The organism is Hyphomonas pacifica, from assembly GCF_000682675.1.
Classification (GTDB): Bacteria; Pseudomonadota; Alphaproteobacteria; order Caulobacterales; family Hyphomonadaceae; genus Hyphomonas; species Hyphomonas pacifica.
Genome location: NZ_AWFA01000003.1, coordinates 18,006 through 37,984, shown reverse-complemented (window position 1 = coordinate 37,984; position 19,979 = coordinate 18,006). Strand labels below are relative to the sequence as shown.

At 58.2% G+C, this 19,979-nt stretch carries 19 protein-coding genes; 8 read left to right on the top strand and 11 right to left on the bottom strand.

Annotation, left to right across the window (positions count from 1 at the left end; all coding sequences use genetic code 11):
* Positions 1-66: 66 nt before the first annotated feature.
* Complete coding sequence (gene pepN, locus HY2_RS01645; protein ID WP_034824063.1) at positions 67-2,643, bottom strand: aminopeptidase N; 2,577 nt, start codon at positions 2,641-2,643, stop codon at positions 67-69.
* Positions 2,644-2,745: 102 nt separating this feature from the next.
* Here pepN and HY2_RS01640 point away from each other — a divergent pair, with 102 nt between their 5' ends.
* The gene (locus tag HY2_RS01640) at positions 2,746-3,105 is read left to right on the top strand and encodes a VanZ family protein (RefSeq protein ID WP_034824061.1); all 360 of its coding nucleotides are present in this window, start codon (positions 2,746-2,748) and stop codon (positions 3,103-3,105) included.
* Positions 3,106-3,116: 11 nt separating this feature from the next.
* Here the strand turns inward: HY2_RS01640 and HY2_RS01635 are convergent, their stop codons facing one another.
* Complete coding sequence (locus HY2_RS01635) at positions 3,117-3,710, bottom strand: hypothetical protein (protein WP_034824059.1); 594 nt, start codon at positions 3,708-3,710, stop codon at positions 3,117-3,119.
* Positions 3,711-3,930: 220 nt separating this feature from the next.
* Here HY2_RS01635 and HY2_RS01630 point away from each other — a divergent pair, with 220 nt between their 5' ends.
* Together HY2_RS01630 and HY2_RS01625 are read left to right on the top strand one after the other, a co-directional pair.
* Positions 3,931-5,046: an acyl-CoA dehydrogenase family protein gene (locus tag HY2_RS01630; protein ID WP_034824057.1), complete on the top strand. Its 1,116-nt coding sequence runs from the start codon at positions 3,931-3,933 to the stop codon at positions 5,044-5,046.
* A gap of 15 nt (positions 5,047-5,061) precedes the next feature.
* The gene (locus tag HY2_RS01625; protein WP_034824055.1) at positions 5,062-6,267 is read left to right on the top strand and encodes an acyl-CoA dehydrogenase family protein; all 1,206 of its coding nucleotides are present in this window, start codon (positions 5,062-5,064) and stop codon (positions 6,265-6,267) included.
* Between the two features lie 87 nt (positions 6,268-6,354).
* Here HY2_RS01625 and HY2_RS16555 read toward each other — a convergent pair whose 3' ends face one another.
* The 4 genes from HY2_RS16555 to HY2_RS01605 are packed head-to-tail and all read right to left on the bottom strand — an operon-like array spanning position 6,355 to position 9,823.
* Positions 6,355-6,960: an ABC-type transport auxiliary lipoprotein family protein gene (locus HY2_RS16555; protein ID WP_051594605.1), complete on the bottom strand. Its 606-nt coding sequence runs from the start codon at positions 6,958-6,960 to the stop codon at positions 6,355-6,357.
* Positions 6,960-7,919, bottom strand: coding sequence for an MlaD family protein (locus HY2_RS16550; RefSeq protein WP_051594604.1), 960 nt, complete (start codon positions 7,917-7,919; stop codon positions 6,960-6,962). Before HY2_RS16550 ends, HY2_RS16555 begins: the two co-directional genes overlap by 1 nt.
* An 18-nt stretch (positions 7,920-7,937) precedes the next feature.
* Positions 7,938-8,702, bottom strand: coding sequence for an ABC transporter ATP-binding protein (locus HY2_RS01610; protein WP_034824053.1), 765 nt, complete (start codon positions 8,700-8,702; stop codon positions 7,938-7,940).
* Positions 8,699-9,823: an ABC transporter permease gene (locus HY2_RS01605; protein WP_034824051.1), complete on the bottom strand. Its 1,125-nt coding sequence runs from the start codon at positions 9,821-9,823 to the stop codon at positions 8,699-8,701. The genes HY2_RS01610 and HY2_RS01605 overlap by 4 nt, the downstream gene beginning before the upstream one ends.
* A gap of 87 nt (positions 9,824-9,910) precedes the next feature.
* Between HY2_RS01605 and dgcA the strand changes: the two genes are divergently transcribed.
* Positions 9,911-10,894, top strand: coding sequence for an N-acetyl-D-Glu racemase DgcA (dgcA, locus tag HY2_RS01600; protein ID WP_051594603.1), 984 nt, complete (start codon positions 9,911-9,913; stop codon positions 10,892-10,894).
* Between the two features lie 4 nt (positions 10,895-10,898).
* Here dgcA and HY2_RS01595 read toward each other — a convergent pair whose 3' ends face one another.
* The gene (locus HY2_RS01595; protein ID WP_034824049.1) at positions 10,899-12,458 is read right to left on the bottom strand and encodes a DHA2 family efflux MFS transporter permease subunit; all 1,560 of its coding nucleotides are present in this window, start codon (positions 12,456-12,458) and stop codon (positions 10,899-10,901) included.
* A gap of 5 nt (positions 12,459-12,463) precedes the next feature.
* The gene (locus HY2_RS01590; RefSeq protein ID WP_081814862.1) at positions 12,464-13,708 is read right to left on the bottom strand and encodes an HlyD family secretion protein; all 1,245 of its coding nucleotides are present in this window, start codon (positions 13,706-13,708) and stop codon (positions 12,464-12,466) included.
* Positions 13,709-13,818: 110 nt separating this feature from the next.
* On the opposite strand from HY2_RS01590, the gene HY2_RS01585 reads away from it, so the two are divergent.
* Positions 13,819-14,457 carry a TetR/AcrR family transcriptional regulator gene (locus tag HY2_RS01585; RefSeq protein ID WP_034824047.1) on the top strand — a complete coding sequence of 213 codons (639 nt, stop codon included), beginning with the start codon at positions 13,819-13,821 and terminating at the stop codon, positions 14,455-14,457.
* Here HY2_RS01585 and HY2_RS01580 read toward each other — a convergent pair.
* Entirely contained in the window at positions 14,454-15,566 is a 1,113-nt protein-coding gene (locus HY2_RS01580; protein ID WP_034824045.1) for an Rv3169 family protein, read from the bottom strand. The two genes, HY2_RS01585 and HY2_RS01580, sit on opposite strands and share 4 nt — an antisense overlap.
* Before the next feature lie 107 nt (positions 15,567-15,673).
* On the opposite strand from HY2_RS01580, the gene HY2_RS01575 reads away from it, so the two are divergent.
* Both HY2_RS01575 and HY2_RS01570 read left to right on the top strand, forming a co-directional pair.
* Positions 15,674-16,108, top strand: coding sequence for a PaaI family thioesterase (locus HY2_RS01575; RefSeq protein ID WP_034824043.1), 435 nt, complete (start codon positions 15,674-15,676; stop codon positions 16,106-16,108).
* 32 nt (positions 16,109-16,140) lie between these two features.
* Entirely contained in the window at positions 16,141-16,497 is a 357-nt protein-coding gene (locus tag HY2_RS01570; RefSeq protein WP_034824041.1) for a DUF423 domain-containing protein, read from the top strand.
* On the opposite strand, the gene HY2_RS01565 is transcribed toward HY2_RS01570, so the two are convergent.
* A complete protein-coding gene (locus HY2_RS01565) occupies positions 16,494-17,105 on the bottom strand; it encodes a hypothetical protein (RefSeq protein WP_146617199.1) in 612 nt (203 codons plus the stop codon). The two genes, HY2_RS01570 and HY2_RS01565, sit on opposite strands and share 4 nt — an antisense overlap.
* 113 nt (positions 17,106-17,218) lie before the next feature.
* On the opposite strand from HY2_RS01565, the gene pip reads away from it, so the two are divergent.
* Positions 17,219-18,208, top strand: coding sequence for a prolyl aminopeptidase (pip, locus tag HY2_RS01560; protein WP_034824037.1), 990 nt, complete (start codon positions 17,219-17,221; stop codon positions 18,206-18,208).
* 304 nt (positions 18,209-18,512) lie between these two features.
* On the opposite strand, the gene HY2_RS01555 is transcribed toward pip, so the two are convergent.
* Positions 18,513-19,931, bottom strand: coding sequence for a sodium-dependent transporter (locus HY2_RS01555; protein ID WP_034824035.1), 1,419 nt, complete (start codon positions 19,929-19,931; stop codon positions 18,513-18,515).
* Positions 19,932-19,979 lie beyond the last annotated feature (48 nt).

Sequence of the window (19,979 nt, the reverse complement as noted above, 5' to 3'; positions counted from 1 at the left end):
CCGTTGTCTGACGTAATCCTTGCGCAAAAGTTAAGGAATCTGACGATTTCGTTAACCTTATGAAAATCACCCCAGGGCACGGGCCACGATGTCGGCAGAATTTTTAGATAAATCAGAACCTTGCAGGCGGCGCAGGCAGGCCTCGGCCTCGCTCCGCGCCTGTGGTTCCAGAACCCGCCATTGTTCGAAAGCCGTCAGCAGGCGCGCGCCCAGCGACGGGTTGGCCTTGTCCGCCTTCAGCACAATCTCTTCAACCACTTTATAGCCGGCCCCGTCCGGGGCATGGAAAGCCGACAAATTCTGCATCGCGAACGCGGCAACGACAGAGCGAACCCGGTTCGGGTTGCGCAGGTCGAAATCCGGGTGAGACGCCAATTTGGCAACGGTTCCCGCATCGCCCGTAACCGCTTGCACGCTGAACCATTTGTCCATCACAAGGGGATTGGTTTTCCAGGCTTCTTCAAAATCGGTCAGCGCCTTGTCGCGTGCCTGCCCTTCCAGGCCAGCCAAACCGCGCAAGGCTGCCAGCTTCTCTGTCATGTTCGGCGCGGCTTCGTACAGCTTCAGAAGATGCGTATCGGCATCTTCGCGGCCAGAACCTGCCAGCAGGGTGATGAAGGCGGTGCGCAGCGCGCGTGTTCCGGCCTGCTCGGCCCCCGGATCAAAGGGCTGCGGAGATGGCTGCCCCAGCACACGGATAATCAGATCTTCAAGCTTGTCAGCCACAGCCTTTTGCAGCTTCTTGCGCGCAGTGTTCAGTGCCACCGGATCGGCTGGCTGGCGTTCCAGAAACATCTCGCCGACATCCGGCAGGCGCGTCAGTAACGCGGCATAGGCAGGATCGCCCAGCGCGCCCTCGATGGCAGTGGCAATAGCGTCCACCAGATCAGCGTCCGGCTCGGCCTGGCTACCTTCGGCTAGCGCCAGGATTTCTTCCTTGGCCAGAGTCTGCACTCCATCCCACTGATTGAACGGGTCTGTTTCCAGACGGACGAGCTGCAGGCGCTCTTCGCGGTTAAGCGAACGCGCCACACGCACAGGCGCGGTAAAGTCCCGGTTCACGGAGACCAGCGGCCGCTTTGTGCCCTCCGGCAGGTCAAAGGTCAGCGTCACCTCTTCATCTTCCAGAACGGTCATCCATTCCGCAAGATTGCCCTCTTCATCCAACAGCGCCATGTTCAACGGAATGGGAACAGGCTGTTTGATCGGCTGGCCCGGCGTGGCAGGCGTTTTCTGGCTCAGCGTGATTTCGATCTCGTTGCTGTCCGGCTTCCAGGTTTCCTCAACCTTCACCTCAGGAGTTCCCGCCTGGGCGTACCAGCGGCGGAACTGGGTGAAATCCTGTCCACTCACCTCTTCAAAGCAGGCATAGAAGTCTTCAATCGTCACAGCCTGACCATCATGCCGCTCAAAATAGAGGTCCATGCCTTTGCGATAGGTCTCCTCGCCAATCATCCGGCGCAGCATACCGATCAGTTCGGCGCCCTTCTCATAGACGGTGGCCGTATAGAGATTGTCGATCGCGCCATACGTATCCGGGCGAACCGAATGCGCCAGCGGGCCGGCATCTTCAGCAAACTGGCGGGCACGCAGACGGATCACATCCTTGATGCGCTGCACCGGGCGAGACCGCATGTCTGCAGAGAAGTTCTGATCACGGAAGACTGTCAGGCCCTCCTTCAGGCACAGCTGGAACCAGTCCCGGCAGGTAATCCGGTTACCGGTCCAGTTATGGAAATATTCGTGCGCCACAATGCTCTCAATGGCTTCAAAGTCGGCATCCGTGGCAGAGGTCTCATCCGCCAGGACATAGGCGGAGTTGAAGATGTTCAGCCCCTTATTCTCCATGGCACCGAAATTGAAGTCCCGTACAGCGACAATATTGAAGACGCCGAGATCATATTCCCGGCCATAGGTTTCCTCGTCCCACTTCATGGAGCGCTTCAGGCTGTCCATGGCCCAGGCGGCGCGTTCAGCATCGCCCTTGTCGACATGGATCGCGAGGTCGATGACCTTTCCGCTCATTGTCGTGAACTGGTCGCGGTAGATATCATAATCGCCCGCGCAGAGCGCAAACAGGTAGGATGGTTTCTTGTGCGGATCATCCCAGACAGCAAAATGGCGGCCCTCGCCCGTATCGCCTGCATCCCCCGGTGTCCCATTGGAGAGCAGTACCGGGCAGGTTTCCTTGTCAGCCGTCATGCGGACCTTGAAGCTGCTCATCACATCCGGGCGGTCCGGGTAGAAGGTGATGCGACGGAAGCCGACAGACTCGCACTGCGTACAGAAACGGCCGCCGGACATGTAGAGCCCGGATAGCGCCGTATTGCTCGCCGGAGCAATCTTCACTTCCGTCGTCAGCGTGAACTCATCCGGCACAGAGGCAATCGTCAACCCGGTTTCTGTCAACTCATAGGCAGACGTGTCCAGCGCATTCCCGTCAATCGCAACAGATTTCAGCTCCAGCGCCTCACCATCCAGTTCCAGCGCAGCGCCCTTGTCCCCGGTCCGCCTGATCTTAAGATCCGCTCGAACACGTGTGTCTTCCGGATCGAGATCGAAACGCAGGTCCACCTGCTCAATTTCGAACGGATAGGGTGTATAGTCTGATAGCTTGACCGCGACGGGGGCTTCGGTGCGCATGATATCTCCAGATGGAATGATTTCCCTTCTGAGTTAGGGGCTCCAACTGGCTGCGTCGAGGTCTACAGGCTATGTCCATGCAGTGAAGATGAAAGAAATCTGATGCGCGCCCTGCTATCCCACAAATTGACCAGAGCGCTGGCCGTGATTGCCACGATCATTCTCATCATCGTGATTGCCCACTTGTCCCTCTCCCCAGCAGCGGACGTGCCTGCCCCGCAAGTCTCGGACAAGGTGAAGCATTTTGCGGCGTATTTCGTGCTGGTGGGTACACTCGCCACGGCATTTGGACCGAAGCGAGGGATCTATGCCCTGATCGTGGCCATCCTGTACGGCCTCGCCATGGAAGTCGCCCAGGACATGGGAGATGCCGGCCGTGAAGGCTCCATCGCAGACGCGCTTGCGAATACGGCAGGGGCAGCCTGCGGCGTGCTCGCCGCGAAACTGCTACGCAGGAATTGAAAGCTTAAGCCCTACTCTGCCGCTACGAATGAAGGCGTCGCGGTGTCCTCATCGGTCACCTGATAGACAAAGCGCAGAATCGAAGCACACCGTTGCATTACCAGCTTCAACTCTGCCGGGCATTCATCCGGGTGTTCTGCTGCATATTCCGAAAACTTGCGCACGACGCGCAACAGGTCGGGCGTACAAGCGATCATCCGCGCCTGGTGTTCAATACGCGTAGGATCTCGGTCATATTCGCTGCCGGAGACGCGCCAGCCGCCAATATCATCCTCATCCGTCACAATAACGGGATAGGAGCCCACCTCAGACAGGGATACCTCGCCAAGTCGTGCGCGCCATTTCGCCTTGCGGCGGACAATCTGCCATTGCTCCACCAGCAAATCGTCCTCATCCTGGGACAAGCGGGAAGGTTTATCCGTGAGATTTTGCTCGGCGACCAGTTCATGCGCCTGAAATTGCCTACCGAGGCCGCACTCATAGGAAATGCGCAGCGGCTCGTCCACATCCTTCACCCAATGCGGAATGACTTGCTCAACCAGCGCCCATGTTCCGACAGGCTTCACGAAAACGCGCTGGGATTTATGAAATTGCGCCTTGGCCATCAGCAGCTCCCGGATCTCAACTCCTCAAAATGCCTGCCCCAGCTTTCACTCACGTGAAGCCAAACGGTCAAATTTGAAAGACCTTCCGCAACGTTGTTCGCGCAACGCCCTGTCCTTTCCGTTGGGTGACGGCTTTCCGCGCACGTAAACCGCGCTATTTTCGATTTATAGCAACAAGACGAGTGGCCCTTCCCGGCCACCAAGGGGAGCGCAAGACAAGATGAACTTCGACTTTTCCGAAGACCAGAAATTCCTTGCCAATGAGGCACGGAAGTTTCTCGAAGCCCAATGTCCCATGACGGCGGTCAGGCTGGTGCTGAATGATGACGATATCAGCCACAATCAGGATGTATGGAAACAGATTGTAGAAATGGGCTGGCTGGGCACGGCCATTCCGGAAGAACATGGCGGCCTGGGGCTCGGCATGCTGGAAGTTTGCGTTCTGGCAGAAGAAATGGGGCGCGTCCTGGCGCCAGTGCCGTGGGCCTCGACAGTATACTTTTTCACCGAAGCCCTGAAGCTTGCCGGCTCTGATCAGCAACAGGCAGACATCCTGCCGAAGATTGTCAGCGGCGACGTAATCGGTTGCTACGCGGCGAGCGAAGGCCCCGGCAACGCGGACGCTTCGAATGTGAAAACCAGCTTTGACGGTTCCACACTGTCCGGCACGAAAATTCCGGTTACGGATGGTGATGTCGCAACGCATGCTGTCGTCCTCGCCAAGGAAGGCTCCGGCGCGAGCCTTGTTCTGGTCGACCTCACCGGCGATGGCGTGACCCGCAAGACCGTCCAGACGCTGGACCCGACGCGCAGCCATGCCGAGATCACCTTTGACAAGGCCCCGGCCACCCGCCTCGGCAAGGCTGGTGAGGGAGACGCTCTCAACACCCAATTGATGGACCGCGCGGCTGTGCTGCTCGCCTTTGAACAGCTTGGCGGGGCATCCCGCGCGCTGGAAATGGCGAAGGATTATGCGCTAGAGCGTTACGCCTTCGGCCGTCCGATTGGCGGCAATCAGGCCATCAAGCACAAGCTGGCCGAAATGTATGTGAAGAATGAAGTGGCGCGGTCCAACTGCTTCTATGGCGCCTGGGCGGTTTCCACGAATGCTGCGGAACTGCCGGAAGCGGCCGCCGCGGCTCGCATTGCTGCCTGCGAAGCCTTCTGGTTTGCCTCCAAGGAAAACATCCAGACCCATGGCGGCATGGGCTTTACCTGGGAGGTGGATTGTCACCTCTTCTACCGCCGCGCGAAGCTACTGGCCGTTCAGGCCGGTGCCCCCAAAGTGTGGAAGGAAAAACTCGTCCGCGCTCTAGAACAAAAGAATGCAGCATAGGGAGGAAATAACGTTATGGATTTCAACGATACCCCTGAAGAAGCAAAGTTCCGCGAAGAAGCGCGCACTTTCCTGAAAAAGCATCTCGACGCGAAAGGTGACAAACCCTTGCGCCAGCGCGTGGACGGCACCGAATTCATGCGCCGCGCGAAAGAGTGGCAAAAGACCAAGGCCGAAAACGGCTATGCTCAAATCACCTGGCCGAAGGAAATCGGCGGCCGCGGCGGCACGCCGATGCAGCAGGTCATCTGGAACCAGGAAGAAGGCAAGTTCGATGCGCCGACCGGCCCGTTCACCATCGGCCTCGGCATGTGCATTCCCACCGTTATCGCTTTCGGCTCTGACGAGCACAAGAAACGCTATGTCGGCAAGGCCCTGAAGGGCGAGGAAATCTGGTGTCAACTCTTCTCCGAGCCGTCTGCCGGGTCCGATGTGGCCGGCCTCAAGACTCGCGCCGTCAAGGATGGCGACGAATGGGTCATCAATGGCCAGAAAGTGTGGACGTCCGGCGCACACTATTCCGATTACGGTATTCTCCTGACCCGGACAGACCCTGGCGTGCCAAAGCACAAGGGCCTCACCATGTTCATCGTGGATATGAAGCAGGCCGGTGTTGAAGTGCGCCCGATCCACCAGGCCTCTGGCGGCCGGGAGTTCAATGAGGTTTACTTCACGGATGTCCGCATTCCGGATTCAGACCGTCTCGGGGAAGTCGGCGCGGGCTGGAAAGTCGCCATCGTCACGCTGATGAATGAACGCCTCGCCGTTGGCGGTTCCCCCGGCCCGGACTGGGGAGAGATCATGGCTTACGCCCAACAGGCGGGCACCATGTCAGACCAGGCCTTCCGCGAGAAACTGGCAGACTGGTATGTCGCCGCGCAAGGCTACAAGCTAACCAAGTTCCGCACCCAGACGGCGCTTTCCCGCGGCCAGACACCCGGCCCGGAAAACTCTATCGGCAAGATCATCACTGCCAATCATTTGCAGGATATCTGCAACTCGGCCATCGAGATGCAGGATCATTACGGCATCATGACCGATTCAGACCGGATGCCGGCAGATGCCATCTTCCAGCAAAGCTTCATGTGGGCCCCCGGCCTGCGCATTGCAGGCGGTACGGATGAAATCCTCAAAAACATCATAGCCGAGCGCGTTCTGGGGCTGCCCCAGGATGTACGGGTCGACAAGGATATCCCGTTCGACCAGATGAAAAGCGGTTGATTTCGTCTCATTCCCCTGAGACAGAAAAGCCCCGGCTGCACCATGCGGCCGGGGCTTTTTACATGGGTTTGTTTCACACGCTCGGACTTACAGTTCCAATTCAGGCGTTTCCTCATCCTTTGGAACGGCTTTTTCCGAAACGAAGGCGGCAACATCTCTCACACACTTACGGCCTGCCTCACTCAGCGCCTGAGCGCGGGCGGGATTGCCCTTCCCTGTCGCCTCAGCGGAGGTTGAGACAACAGTCTGCTCCAGAACAGCGCGGCTGCTGCCGTCCAGCAGACTGGCACGAATGCGGCAATGACCTGTGCTGCCGGAGAGACTGAAATCCGTCACGGTCCAGAATAGTTCGTAGTCAGCCAATCCACCGGAATCGGGCGAAACGGCTGTTGCACCTCGCGGACCTTTCAGCAGGTCCAGCATGGCCATCTGCATCAGATGCGTTGAAGAATCTGTCCACTCAACCCCAGGCACAAGTCGCACAGCGCCGGTTTCATCCACGGCTGCAATCGCGCGTCCTGCCACCAGACGGGAGGCATCAGGCTCACGCACAATTACGGATGCCTGCAGATCATATTCGGCCTCCATTGGGCCAAAACGGTAGAGACCATCTGGCACTTTCGGTTCAGGCAGAACAGAGACACAGGCCGTCAGGCCAAGGGCACAAAGCCCGGCAGTAAGTGGACGCAACATTAGCGTTTCTCCTCATATGGGACCGGATCGCCGACAACGAAACCCTGCGGGTTCTGCTCAAGTTCACGTGCAACCTTGTCAAGCCGGCTGATCAGGATACGCAGGTCCCGGGTGGCGATACGGGCATCATTCAGCGCCAGCACTGCCGGTCCCTCTATGGCATCTGCCGCTGCCGTGACGGCACGTCCGCTCTCCTCGACCGTCTTGTTCGTATTGGTGGCAACTTCGCTGACTTCGTCGATCAGGTCCTCCAGCTGTGTGCCGATCTCGGCCACCTGCTGGTTCGTATCATCGCCCAGTTTCTGGACAGACGCGGCCGCAGCCTCAACCCGGTCCGCCGCTGCGGAAATATCCTTCATTGTCGTGGAAGCCTGCCCGACCAGGCCATCATTGCTGGCCAGATTCTGTGTAATCATCTCCACGTTCCTGATCGAATTCTCCACCGATGTGATGTTTTCATCCGACAGCACACTATTGATCCGCTCGATCGCGAGGGATGCCTTGCCCAGCACTTCTGCTCCGCTCGCCACAATCTCGTCCAGCTGCGTCCGCTCCGCCTTGATGACTGGAACAGGCTGTCCCGGCCGCGCCCTCAGCGTGGGCGCATTGGCTGACCCGGCCGTAATCTGAATAAAGGTAACGCCTGTAATACCGGCTAGCTGGATGGATGCTGTCGAGTCTGTCTTTACCGGCGTTTCGGAATCCACGCGGATGCGGGCACGCACCTTGGAGGCGTCTTCCCGGTCGATCCGCACCCAGGAGACTTCACCCACCTTGATGCCGATGTATCGGACAGAGGCCCCCTCTTCCAGATTGACCGGGCCTTCGAACACAATGTCGTAATTCTCGAAATCCTGCCGGAATTGAGATTGTCCCAACCATAGCACAAAGGCCGCCACTGCCAGTACAGCAGCGATCACAAAGGCTCCGATCAGCGCATAATTCGCACGCGTTTCCATCGTCTCCGGGCTCCCTTTCTAGTGTCCCGTCGCGGCCCGCCCACGCGGACCTCCGAAATATTCCTGAACCCACGGATGATCGAAGGCTCTCAGCTCGTCTATGGTTCCAACCGCCAGCACATGTTTATCGCCAAGCACAGCAATCCGGTCACAGGTTGCGTTCAGCGTGTCGACATCATGCGTAACCAGAAAAACCGTCAGACCTAGCGCCTTTTGCAGGCGCCGGATCAATTCATCGAAAGCGGCTGCCGTGATCGGGTCGAGGCCTGCCGTTGGCTCATCCAGGAACAGAAGTTCCGGGTCCAGCGCCAGCGCGCGGGCCAGGGCTGCACGTTTGCGCATCCCGCCGGACAGGTCAGACGGAAACTTGGCGCTCGCACTCGGCTCCAGTCCCGCCATTAGAATTTTCATGTCGGCCAGTTCGCGGCTAAGCTGCTCTGACAGATTTGTGTGTTCCTTCATCGGCACCATGACGTTTTCACGAACGGTCAGGTTCGAAAACAGGGCACCATCCTGAAACATAACACCCCAACGGCGCTCAATCTCGCCACGTTCGCGTTCCGACAAGGTCTCAAGTTGTTTGCCAAAAACCTCAATACTTCCGGCGGCCGGCTTTTTCAGGCCGGTAATCGCCCGCAGCAGAACGGACTTGCCGCACCCGGACGGCCCGATGATCCCGATGATCTCACCCTTGCGGACATCAAGGTCCAGATGTTCATGAACCACATGATCGCCATAGGCGGTTTTGAGGTCACGAATGCGGATAATGATATGTTCGCTCATACGCCCATCTCCATGTAGAAGATGGCAAACAGCGCATCAATGACAATGATGGAAAAGATGGCCTGCACCACGGATGTGGTCGTCTTGCTGCCCAGCGACTGCACGCTGCCACCAACATTCAGGCCCTGACGGCAAGCAATCAGTGCCACGACAAAGCCGAAGACCGGCGCTTTCGACATGCCGATCCAGAACTGGTCAACCGGTACATTGTTCTGCAGGCGGTCCAGAAACAGGGCCGGATTGATATCCAGCGCCAGCCAGCCGACAATGATACCACCAATCACACCCGACAATGTCCCGACAAAGGCCAGCACAGGCGTGACAACAACCATCGCGATGATGCGCGGCGCGACCAGAACATCCATGGGCTTCAGGCCCAATGTCTGCATGGCGTCGATTTCCTGACGCATCTTCATGGTGCCAATCTGTGCCGTGAAGGAGGAATTCGTCCGGCCCGCCAGAACAATGCCTGTCAGCAGAACACCCAATTCCCGCAACATGGCAAAACCGACCAGTTCAACCGTGAAAACTTCAGACCCCAAATCACGTAGCGTTGTCGCACCGATAAAAGCCACAACCAGGCCGACAAAGAATGACAGGAAGGCGACGATCGGCATCGCATCGAGGCCTGCCTCTTCCATCACGGCGACAATGGATGTCCAGCGCAGCTTCCATGGCGTTAGCAGCAGACGGGAGGTCGTCACCAACGTCTCGCCCAGAAAGGCCAGTGTTGCCATGGCTTCCTGCAGCATGTGGTGAAACCCGCGCCCGGTCCGCTCCAGCATATCGATCAGGCCACCATCGCGCTTGCGTTTGGGCTCTTCAACATCGGTAACGGCATGAACCTGACTGATCAGGTTATCTGCAATTGGATGCTCTCCGCGAATTTCGGGCTCGTCATCTGACAATTGTCGAGCTGTCCGGTCGAGCACAAACGCGCCAGCCGTATCCAGTTGGCCCAGATCCGAGACGTCAATCACAACCCGGCCAGTGTGCGTCAGCGCGCGCAAATCGGAATCGACCGCCTGCACAGTGCGCACGGTCCAATCTCCCGAGACACGGAGGATTGTTTGTTCGCCGCTGGTTTCCAACGCGAATTCGGGGGTGCTAGTCTCAATCATTCAGTGTTAATCACCTGATCACTGTATCCAAACATGCTTAACGTCGGCGCAGCGCAATCCATAAAATTTCATAGATCAGAACCTTACATGGCCCAGCGAACACTTGAAATTACTCATGTTTCTTCAAACCTGAACCGCGCGTTTACTATCTCGCGAGGCGCGAAGACATCTGCCGAGACCCTGCGCGTGGAATTGCGCGAAGGCAGCGCCATCGGCCGGGGGGAATGCGTGCCCTATCCGCGATATGGCGAAACCCTGCCCGGCGTGCAAGCGGCGCTTGAAGAGATGAAGCCCCGCATTGAGGCTGGCATGACGCGCGAAGAACTGAACGCCGCAATGCCTGCAGGCGCCGCCCGATGCGCGCTCGATTGCGCGCTCTGGGATCTTGAAGCCAAACTGACCGGCACACCGGTCTGGCAGCTGGCGGGCCTGCCGGAGCCCAAACCCGTTGAGACGGCTGTCACGGTCAGCATGGATACGCCAGACGCGATGGGTGATGCGGCAAAGTCCACGCCCGGCGCGCTGCTGAAACTGAAACTTGGCGACCCGGAAGACCTCGCCCGTATTGAAGCCGTCCACAAGGCGCGGCCGGAAGCACGGCTTATCGTCGATGCCAATGAAGGTCTTCTGCCGGATCAATTCCCCCAGATCGTCAAACGCGCCGCAAGCCTTGGCGTTGTCCTGATCGAACAGCCCTTCCCTGCCGGCAAGGATGATAGCTTGCTGCGACGCCCCGGCCCTATTGCCGTGTGCGCAGATGAAAGCGCGCATACGAGCGCAGAGATCCAGCATCTTTCCCGCCGCTATGATGCCGTGAATGTGAAGCTCGACAAGACCGGGGGGCTGACAGAAGCCATCCGTATGGTGAAAGCTGCACGCGCAAGCGGCATGGGCGTCATGATCGGCTGCATGGTGGCAAGTTCTCTCTCAATGGCACCAGCCATGCTTCTGGCCAGCCTGGCAGATGCGGTAGACCTGGACGGCCCGATCTGGCTGGTAGAAGACATAGAGAACGGCCTTGTGTATTCAGAAGGCACGGTCAACCCGCCGACCCCTGAGCTTTGGGGATAAGAATCTAATGGGCTGGCTGTGCGGAAGGCGCCGTCTTCGGTTTATCCAGCATCAGGACGATCAGGACCACCATGGCGAATGACATGGACATCGTCATGAACAGATTGTTGTAGGTCATCACCGTCGCCTCCAGCTTGGCCCGCATGACCAGTTGCGCCATAGCTGCAGTTTCGGGGTCTGCCACTCCTGCTGCCTCCAGCCGTGACTTTGCCGCAGCCAGGAAACCTTGCACTTCAGGGCGCGCAGGCGAAAGCCCGGCAAAAATCTCTTGCTGATGCAGACGATTATAATGCTGCAGCATGGTCGTCAGCACCGAGATGCCAATTGCGCCGCCCAAATTTCGGCAGACCGTGAACAGGCCGGACGCATTCGCCACCCGTTCCGGCGGCAATGTGCCGAGCGCCAGATTGGTCACGGGCACCATGGTCAGGATAAGGCCGCTGCCGCGCAGCGCCTGCGCCCAAAGTAATTCATTAAACCCGCTCTGACTGGTCAGATGGCCATTCAGCCATGTGCCACTTGCCGCCAGGCAAAGCCCCAATGCCACAACGATGCGGGCATCCAGCCGCCGTGTCAGTGCACCTGCCACAGGCCCAGACAGGAACATGGCAATGCCTGCCACACTCATGATCTGACCGATCTGGAATGAGGAATACCCTCTCACCTGCGCCAGAAAGAGCGGTAGGATAAAGGTCGCGCCATAGAGGCCAAAGCCCATGATGGAGCCAATGAAGGCACCAGATGCAAAGTTCCGGTCCTTGAAGACGGTAAGATCAACCAGCGGTGTGTCATTCTTCGACACGCGCCAGAAAAACACTGCCGCCGCGATCAGGCAGACAATCCCCGCCTCCCAGATTTCGCGGCTTTCCAGCCAGTTTTCCCCCGGGCCTTCATCGACCACCCATTCCAGCAACCCCAGAAACAGCGCCATGGCGATCAGCGCCATCACATCCAGACGCTTCAGCAGATTCATGTTCATCTTCTGGCGCGGGATCAGCCACCAGACGGCCCCGATGGCAATAATGCCCGGCAGAACATTGACCAAAAACAGCCAGTGCCAGCTCATATGCTGCGTGATCCATCCACCCAGCGTCGGCCCGATGGAAGGGGCCAGTGTTGCTACCATGCCAATCATCACCTGCTGGGTCATGGACCGTCCGCCTGGGAACAGTGTAAAGGCAGCGGCCATCGTGGTCGGCACCATGGCAGCGCCGGCAAAGCCCTGAATGGCACGGAAAGCGATGAGGGATTGCAGGTCCCACGCCATCGCACACATCACGCTCGACAGCACAAATCCGCCTGCGGACATAACGAACAGCTTGCGCATCCCGAACACCCGGTTCAGGAATCCAGACAGCGGGATACCGACAACTTCCGCAATCAGATACCCAGTCTGAACCCAGGCGATCTCTTCGGAACTGGCCGACATGGCCGCCTGAATTTCATTGATTGAACTGGCGACGATCTGGATATCAAGAATGGCCATGAACATGCCAATGACCATGGCCAGAAAGCCAAGGTTCAGCCGGATCAGTTCACCCCGGGAAAGCGTCTGCTCTTGCATGACACTCAGCCATCATTCCGTGTGACAACCGTTACCTCAACCGAGAGGCCAGGCCGCATCAGCCCCGTGGCAAGCGCGTGATCTGACAGGTCGATCCGCACAGGCACACGTTGCACGATCTTGGTAAAATTGCCCGTCGCCGTATCCTGCGGGATAAGGCTGAACTGGGAGCCCGTCGCCGGGGCGATGGAGGCAAGATAGCCTTCAACTTTCAGGCCCGGATAGGCATCCACACGTACATGCACGGGCTGGCCTTCCCGCATGTTCTCAACCTGCGTTTCCTTGAAATTCGCGATGATATAAGATGACTGGATCGGCACGACGGACATGGCTTGCTGGCCGGGATTCATCAACTGGCCTTCTGTCACCGCACGATTTGCCACAACACCGTCAATTGGCGCACGCAATTCGGTACGGGCAGCATTCAGTTTCGCCGCATCCACACGGGCCCGTGCGGCTTCCACGTTGGCATCGGCACCGGTCACAGCTGCCTTTGCGGCGCTCAACTCTTCCTGGGCGCGGTGGTAAGAGGCCTGAGAAACGCTTAGTTCACTCCGGCGGGTTGTAATGGCGGCGCGACTTTGCTGCAGACTGGCCTGAGAGGCCTTGTCCTTGGAGGCAACCGCTTCCAGCGCCGCCTTCGGATAATGTCCCCTCGCTGCCAGCTCTTCGTAGCGGGTGTAGTCTGAGGCCGAGAGGTTAGCATTCGCCGCAGCGGCATCGGCCTGCGCAGAGGCCTCTGCCAGACGGTCACGCTGGGCGGAAATCTCTGATTGGGCCGTTTCAAGAGCGGCTTCTGCTGAGGCAACCCTTGCCCGCAACTGCACAGCATTTGCTTCAGCCTGCGACAGGGTCGCTTCTGCTTCGGCGAGTTGCGCTGCATAATCGGCGCTCTCCAGCGTCACGAGCAGGTCGCCTGCCTTCACTTGCTGGTTGTCCAGAACATGCACATTGGTGACATAACCCTGCACTTTCGGGGCAATCGTCGCGATGTCCGCACGGATATAGGCGTTATTGGTTGAGACTTCGAACCGGCCTGCAACAAACCAGTCCACGGCCTTGTACCCAATGGCAAGAACAGCCACCGCAGCGACCAGCATCATGATGATGCGGCGCGGGCTAAGGCGACCGTCTTCTTCCTTGTCTGTTTGCGCTATCGGCATATCATCATTCAATGGCAAGGGAGCTCCCTCCCCTTTCGCCACTTCGGCATCAGATTGCGGAGATTTTTTCAGGAAGCGCACGTTCATGGCATCATCTTCTCAGCTACAGGATGTATAAACCCCGAAAATATGTAATAATGATTACACCGATCCGAAAGTAATGATCATTACACAAGAATCAAGTCACGCTTACATAAATGCCCTCTCCTGACTCTCCCCCCATCGCGAATAATCGCGCCGAGCTGCGTCGCAAGGCGTTTCTTCAGGCAGCCCGCCAAGTCTTCCTTGAGCAAGGATACGAAGCCGCAAACATGTCGGAAATCGTCCGCCGGGCCGGTGGTTCGCTGACGACCCTCTACAACCAGTTTGGCGACAAGAAAGGTATCTTCCTGGCGATGCTGGATGAAAGCCTGTCAGAAATCACGCATGCCATGAAAGTTGAATCCCAGACCCACGCGCCTGTGCGCGAAGGACTTAACAGGATAGGCATTCAGTTCGTTTCACAATTGACGCGCCCGGACTCGCTGGAAACCTATCGCCTGATCGTGGGCCTGGCACGCCAGTTTCCGGACGTCGCAAAATCCTTCTCGGAAAAAGGCCCTGACAAGGTGCGTGTAGCCCTGGCGGCTTATCTCAGAGACCGGGAAGAGGCTGGAGAGATCAATGCGGAGAACCCGACCCAGCTGGCCAGCCTGTTTTTGGACATGGTGCGCATGGGCCTGCAATCGCGGGCCCTGCTGGATTCAGGCTTCCGCCCGACACAGGAAGAAGTTGAGTCTACCGTAAGACGAGCGGTGGATATATTCTTGAACGGTGTCGCGCCCCATCCGGTCTAGGCCGCGCCGTCCAGAATATCCTTGAAGCCGCTGGGCACATGAGGCCCCAGGAATAGCTGCTCATACGCGCCAATGCCTTCGGAGGACAGTCCGTCCGGTCCTTGATGCCGCGCCATGGCAATTTCCTGAATATGCAGATTTTCAGGATCCTGCCATGGCATCTTGCCCGGCTCATAATCCTCTCTGAGAACGGACAATTCCTCTCCATGATAGGATCCATGTCGGCGGTCCGGATGCCCGTAACCTATTCCCTTCATCAAGAAACTTCCCATTGGCTCAAAGCTGACCGTGTGCGGATTTCCCTGCCCGTCTTCCAGGTGGAGCATGGCAGACTGCATGCGCCGTGTGCCGCGGGCATATTTGATATCCATGTGCGGCTTTTCGAGGTGAATCAGCTCCCCCTGCCCTGCACCATCCATGGCCAATACAGCGCGCGTATTCCAGGCTTCGCCTGCTTCATCATGGTTCACATGATAGAACATTGAGAGGTTCGGAAAATTCGTCGGGGTCCAGATCCAGTAAAATTGCGGCGGCAGGGCTGGGATAAGCGGCTGGGTATCCTGCGCCCCGATCGGCCGCACACCCCAGCTGCGGTCGCGCGTGCCCATCCAGCTATCGGGCGTCACATTGAACTCATGCCCGTCGAGACGCAGTATACCGGACCAACGGCCATTCTGCGTCATGCGCGTCACATCCATCAGCATACGTGGTCCTTGACGGCGAGTGAAGCGCGGCTCCTCAATCGGGAAGGCCCGCCCCTCAAACTCCACGTCCAGCGCGATGCCTTCTGTCTCTTCCACTTTCAGCCTGACCCGCTTCAGCGGCTCAATCACTTCCACGGAAAAGCCGCCCACAAATGTATTCATCCGCTCCATGTTCAGAGAGCGGGAAAAGAAAACCGAATGCTGTTTGCCGTCGCGTAAAACAGAAACGGCAGCGTCTATGATGTTCAGATGCGGATAGATGCCCATCGCCGCAGCGAAGAAGGTTTTGCCATCTGCTGAATACCCATTGAAAAAATAGCGGTCATAGAAATTCCGATCAGACCCGGCATAGGCCACCGGCTCAGGGGTCTGGTGGATAGGATATTCATCTCCGGCGGTCAGCATGGGCGTTCCCTTCCTCTGGGTCACCACTTGGCGGGCGACATCTCCCGGCTAGGGTGGACGAGGCAAACGCGCGGTTCAAGACGTGACGCAGAGGGAGGGCAAGACCCATGACAAAAATGACGGCCGATGAGGCAAACGCATATCTGCAAAGATCCTTTGACAGGGATACGGCCCACCCCCCCAGTGAAATCATCCTGATGGAAGAAGGCCGCGCCATGGTGCGCCTGAAAGCTGACCACACCCATTTGCGACCGGGTGGCTATATCTCCGGGCCAACACAGATGTCTCTGGTCGATACAGCCGCCTATTTTGCGGTGATGACCTATACAGGCCTGGAACCGATGACGGTGACCAGCAATCTCAATATCAATTTCCTACGACCCTGCATCGGGGATGTCGTGATCGTGGACGCGCGCGTGATGAAGATTGGCCAGGCACTGGCTGTGATGGATGTGGATGTGCGGATCGAGGGCGCAGAGAAAGCCTCCAGCCATGCGGTTGTCACCTATGCCATTCCCCGCACCCCCAGTGGTATGACATAATATACACCAACCAGTCGGAGAGACACTGACCCATGCTTGCACGTGCAGCCGCCCTTGTCGGATTTCTTGCTGTCGCCCTTGGCGCGTTCGGGGCCCATGCACTTGATGGCACACTGACCGTTCAGGGCCATGAGTGGTGGAACACCGCGACCATGTATGCCCTGCCCCACGCTGCGGCGGCGCTTGCCATTGCACTCAGCGGACGAGCCGGACTGGTCCGCGCAGGGGGCTGGGCGATGCTGGTGGGCGCGGTCATCTTTGCCGGAACGCTGTATGCGCTGGCGCTAGGAGCACCTGGCTGGGCAGGCGCAATCACGCCGATTGGCGGCTTGTCATTTCTGGCGGGATGGGCGCTGTGCGGCTGGGGCGCCACACGAAGCGAGGGCTAGCTGGAAGAGCTGCTCAGCGAGGCGTATTTGTCAGCCAGACCATCGGCCGTGTCACGTGCACTGTCGATCGTGTCCGCAAAGGCTTTCAGTTCGCGATCCACAGGGGCAACATCCATGTCCATGTCTTCGCGAGCCGTAACTTCGCCCAGCGCACCCTGAAAATTGCGATAGGCCATCTGCGCGCGAACAAGGGCGCGCTCATAGCTCATCACATCCGTGCGGCTTGCCGCATCATTTGCTTCAGACCGGAGCAGATCGCGGGCTTCGCGGCTGACATTGGACAGTCCATTGCGGGCAGCCTGGGTATCGGAAACGATACGGGCCAAGACCAGAGAGGGGGCAGAGCTTGCCGCGCCGATGCGGGAAGCATAGTCCTCCGCCTCTTCCGAGCGGCCATTGATCAGGGTGTTAGCAAAGCCCATCAGTCCACCGGACGCCTCGACCCAGCCATTCTCGACCGTTGCATCACAATAATCAGCTGAAATTTTACGAAGAGCAGACTGGTGCTGTGTAAGGCTTGTCTCGAAGGATGCCTCGCCTGGAATCATAGAGACGGTTGCGCATCCCGTCAGAAGGCATAGGGATACACCCAGAACTAAACTACGCATCTAACAGCCACCTGCACACCTGAATTGGACCACACCTGCAGTAAAGTTTACGAACGGTAAGGAACTAAGTCCAGTAACAAGGCTAATATTGGCTGAGAATAAGTGAAGACTGCATGAACAGACGTCCCGCCCGCCGCATTTTGTACCCCAGACTGGAGTCCCGGCGCTCCGGCAGACTCCGCGTGAGCGAAATTCACGAGATATATTGGGAAGAATCAGGCAATCCGGAGGGAATTCCGGTTATTGCCGTACATGGAGGCCCCGGAGGCGGCTCAAGCCCGGAAATGAGGCGTTTCTTCGATCCGGGGAAATATCGCATCATCCTTTTCGACCAGAGAGGATGCGGACGCTCCACGCCGCATTCCGAATTGCGTGAGAATACGACTTGGGATCTGATCGACGACATGGAGGCGCTGCGCGAGATGCTCGGCGTGCAGAAATGGCTCGTCTTTGGCGGCTCCTGGGGCTCCACACTGTCACTCGCCTATGGGGTCAGCCATCCGGAAAACACGCTGGGCCTCGTCCTGCGCGGCATTTTCCTGGTCTCAAAGGCTGAGATCCAGTGGTTCTACCAGTCCGGCGCAAGCCGTCTGTTCCCGGATGCCTTTGACCGCTATCTTGCCCCTATCCCCGAAGACGAGCGCGATGACCTGCTGATGGCATTTCATCGTCGCCTGACCGGGGATGACCGCCAGACGCGTGTAGAAGCCGCCCGCGCCTGGGCCCGCTGGGAAGGCGAAACCCTGTCAATCAAGGGCCCGACCACGACGCCTGCGCGCTTCAATGAGGATGATTTCGTAGATGCCTTCGCACGCATCGAGTGCCACTATTTCGTCAATCGCGGCTTCTTCGCGCAAGACAACTGGCTGCTCGAAGAGGCAAAAACCAAGCTGAAGGATGTGCCCGGCGTCATCGTCCATGGGCGCTATGATGTGGTGACACCGCTGTCGACAGCATGGGCCCTGTCAAAGGCTTGGCCGAGGGCTGAGCTGAACATTATTCCGGATGCTGGCCACTCGTCCATGGAGCCTGGTATTGTTGATCGCCTGATTCAGGCAACGGATGATTTCGCTGTGAAGTATGCCAGCCTGATTGGCAGGTAGCGCCAAGGGCCGGACAGGCCCCTCGCCTTCCGGATTTGTCAGGAAATGTAGCGGGCAGAAAACTCAGACGCCGCAGGTAGGGATATCAAACAGAGGGATCAGGTTGCGACCCTGAGCCTTCTGCCCACTGGACCTGCAGATCTGGTGCTCTGCCGGACCCATCCGCTCCCATGAGGACCGGATGACGGCGTGCACTTTGCCATGGCCTGATGCCCGCCGGATTCGCGCGCGCCCGCCTGCAGTCCGGACATGAAAAAGGGGGCGGATAACCGCCCCCGATTTCATGAAATTAGATGGCTGCCCCTCAGCCGGCTGGCGGTACCCAGTTCGGCCCTAGTAGCATGGTCAGAAAGCCTGGCAGCGGCACATGGTACTGGTCCTGGATCTTGTCCATGAAACCAAACACCAGGATCAGGAAGATAAAGGGCGGCACGAACCAGCGGATCAGGAAGCGCCACGCATTCATGATCGTGCCCTCGCCTAGTTCCGAGGTCAGCATCTCGCGGCTCAGCACCCAACCGGCAAAATAGGACGCCAGCAGACCGCCAAGCGGCAGTAGCAGCCCCTCGGTCATGAAGTCCATGAAGTCCAGATATTCCAGCGAGAACACGTAAGCTGCGCCGATCATGAACAACACATAGCCAACGCCGATGGACGCGCCGAGACGGGTCACACCCTGACGCTCTTCCAGCCAGGATACCGCCACTTCCATCAGGGAGATGGAGGAGGTGAACGCAGCGAACAGGGCGAGACCGAAGAAGACCGGCGCAATGATCGCCCCACCCGGAATGCTGCCGAACGCCACCGGCATGGAGATGAAGAACAGGCTTGGGCCGCTGCTCGGATCAAGGCCTGCCGAGAAGACGATCGGGAAGATCGCAAAGCCAGCGATCAGCGCGACCAGCGTATCGGACGCAACAATCAGGCCGGAAGAGCGCGGAATATTGGTATCCGGCTCCAGATAGGCGCCATAGGTGATCATCAGGCCAACACCGATGCTGAGCGAGAAGAAGGCCTGGCCCAGCGCCGCAAGGAAGGTTTTGAAGCCGACATCTTCCCATTTCGGTTCGAAGATGAAGGACACAGCCTTGCCCGTATCGCCATTGGCAATCGAGAAGCCGACCACAACCAGCAGCATGATGAAGAAGGCCGGCATCAGCAAGGTCGCCGCCTTTTCGATCCCGCCCTTAACACCACGCCCGACAATGATGATGTTCGCGACCAGGAAGACCGCCAGCAGGCCCAACATGTACCATTTGGACCGCATCGGATGCTCGCCCTGGCCAATCGTATCCACGAAGTTCTGACCGGAGCTGGCAGCGTCCATGCCTTCAAACCCGCCAAAGGACTGGATCAGGAAGGCCATCAGCCAGGTGGAAATCACCATGTAAAAGGACAGGATAAAGAAAGAGGTCAAAGATCCGACCCAGCCCGCAACGCCCCAATTCTGGGACCGGCTTTCGGCACGCGCCAGAGACTGTATGCCCTCAATGGCCGACATGCCGGACTTTCGGCCCATGGCATATTCCGCCATCAGCAGAGGCAGGCCGATCAGCAGAACGCAAATAATGTAGAAAAGGATGAAGGCACCGCCGCCATTCTCCCCTGCCGTGTATGGAAATCTCCAGAAATTACCGAGTCCGACGGCTGAACCGACTGACGCCATGATGAAACCAAAGCGTGAGCCCCAGTGCTCCGTCTTGCGGCCAATTTCTCCTGCCATATCCCTCTCCCCGGGTATAATGTTTCGCGGGAAACTATATAGCGCGAA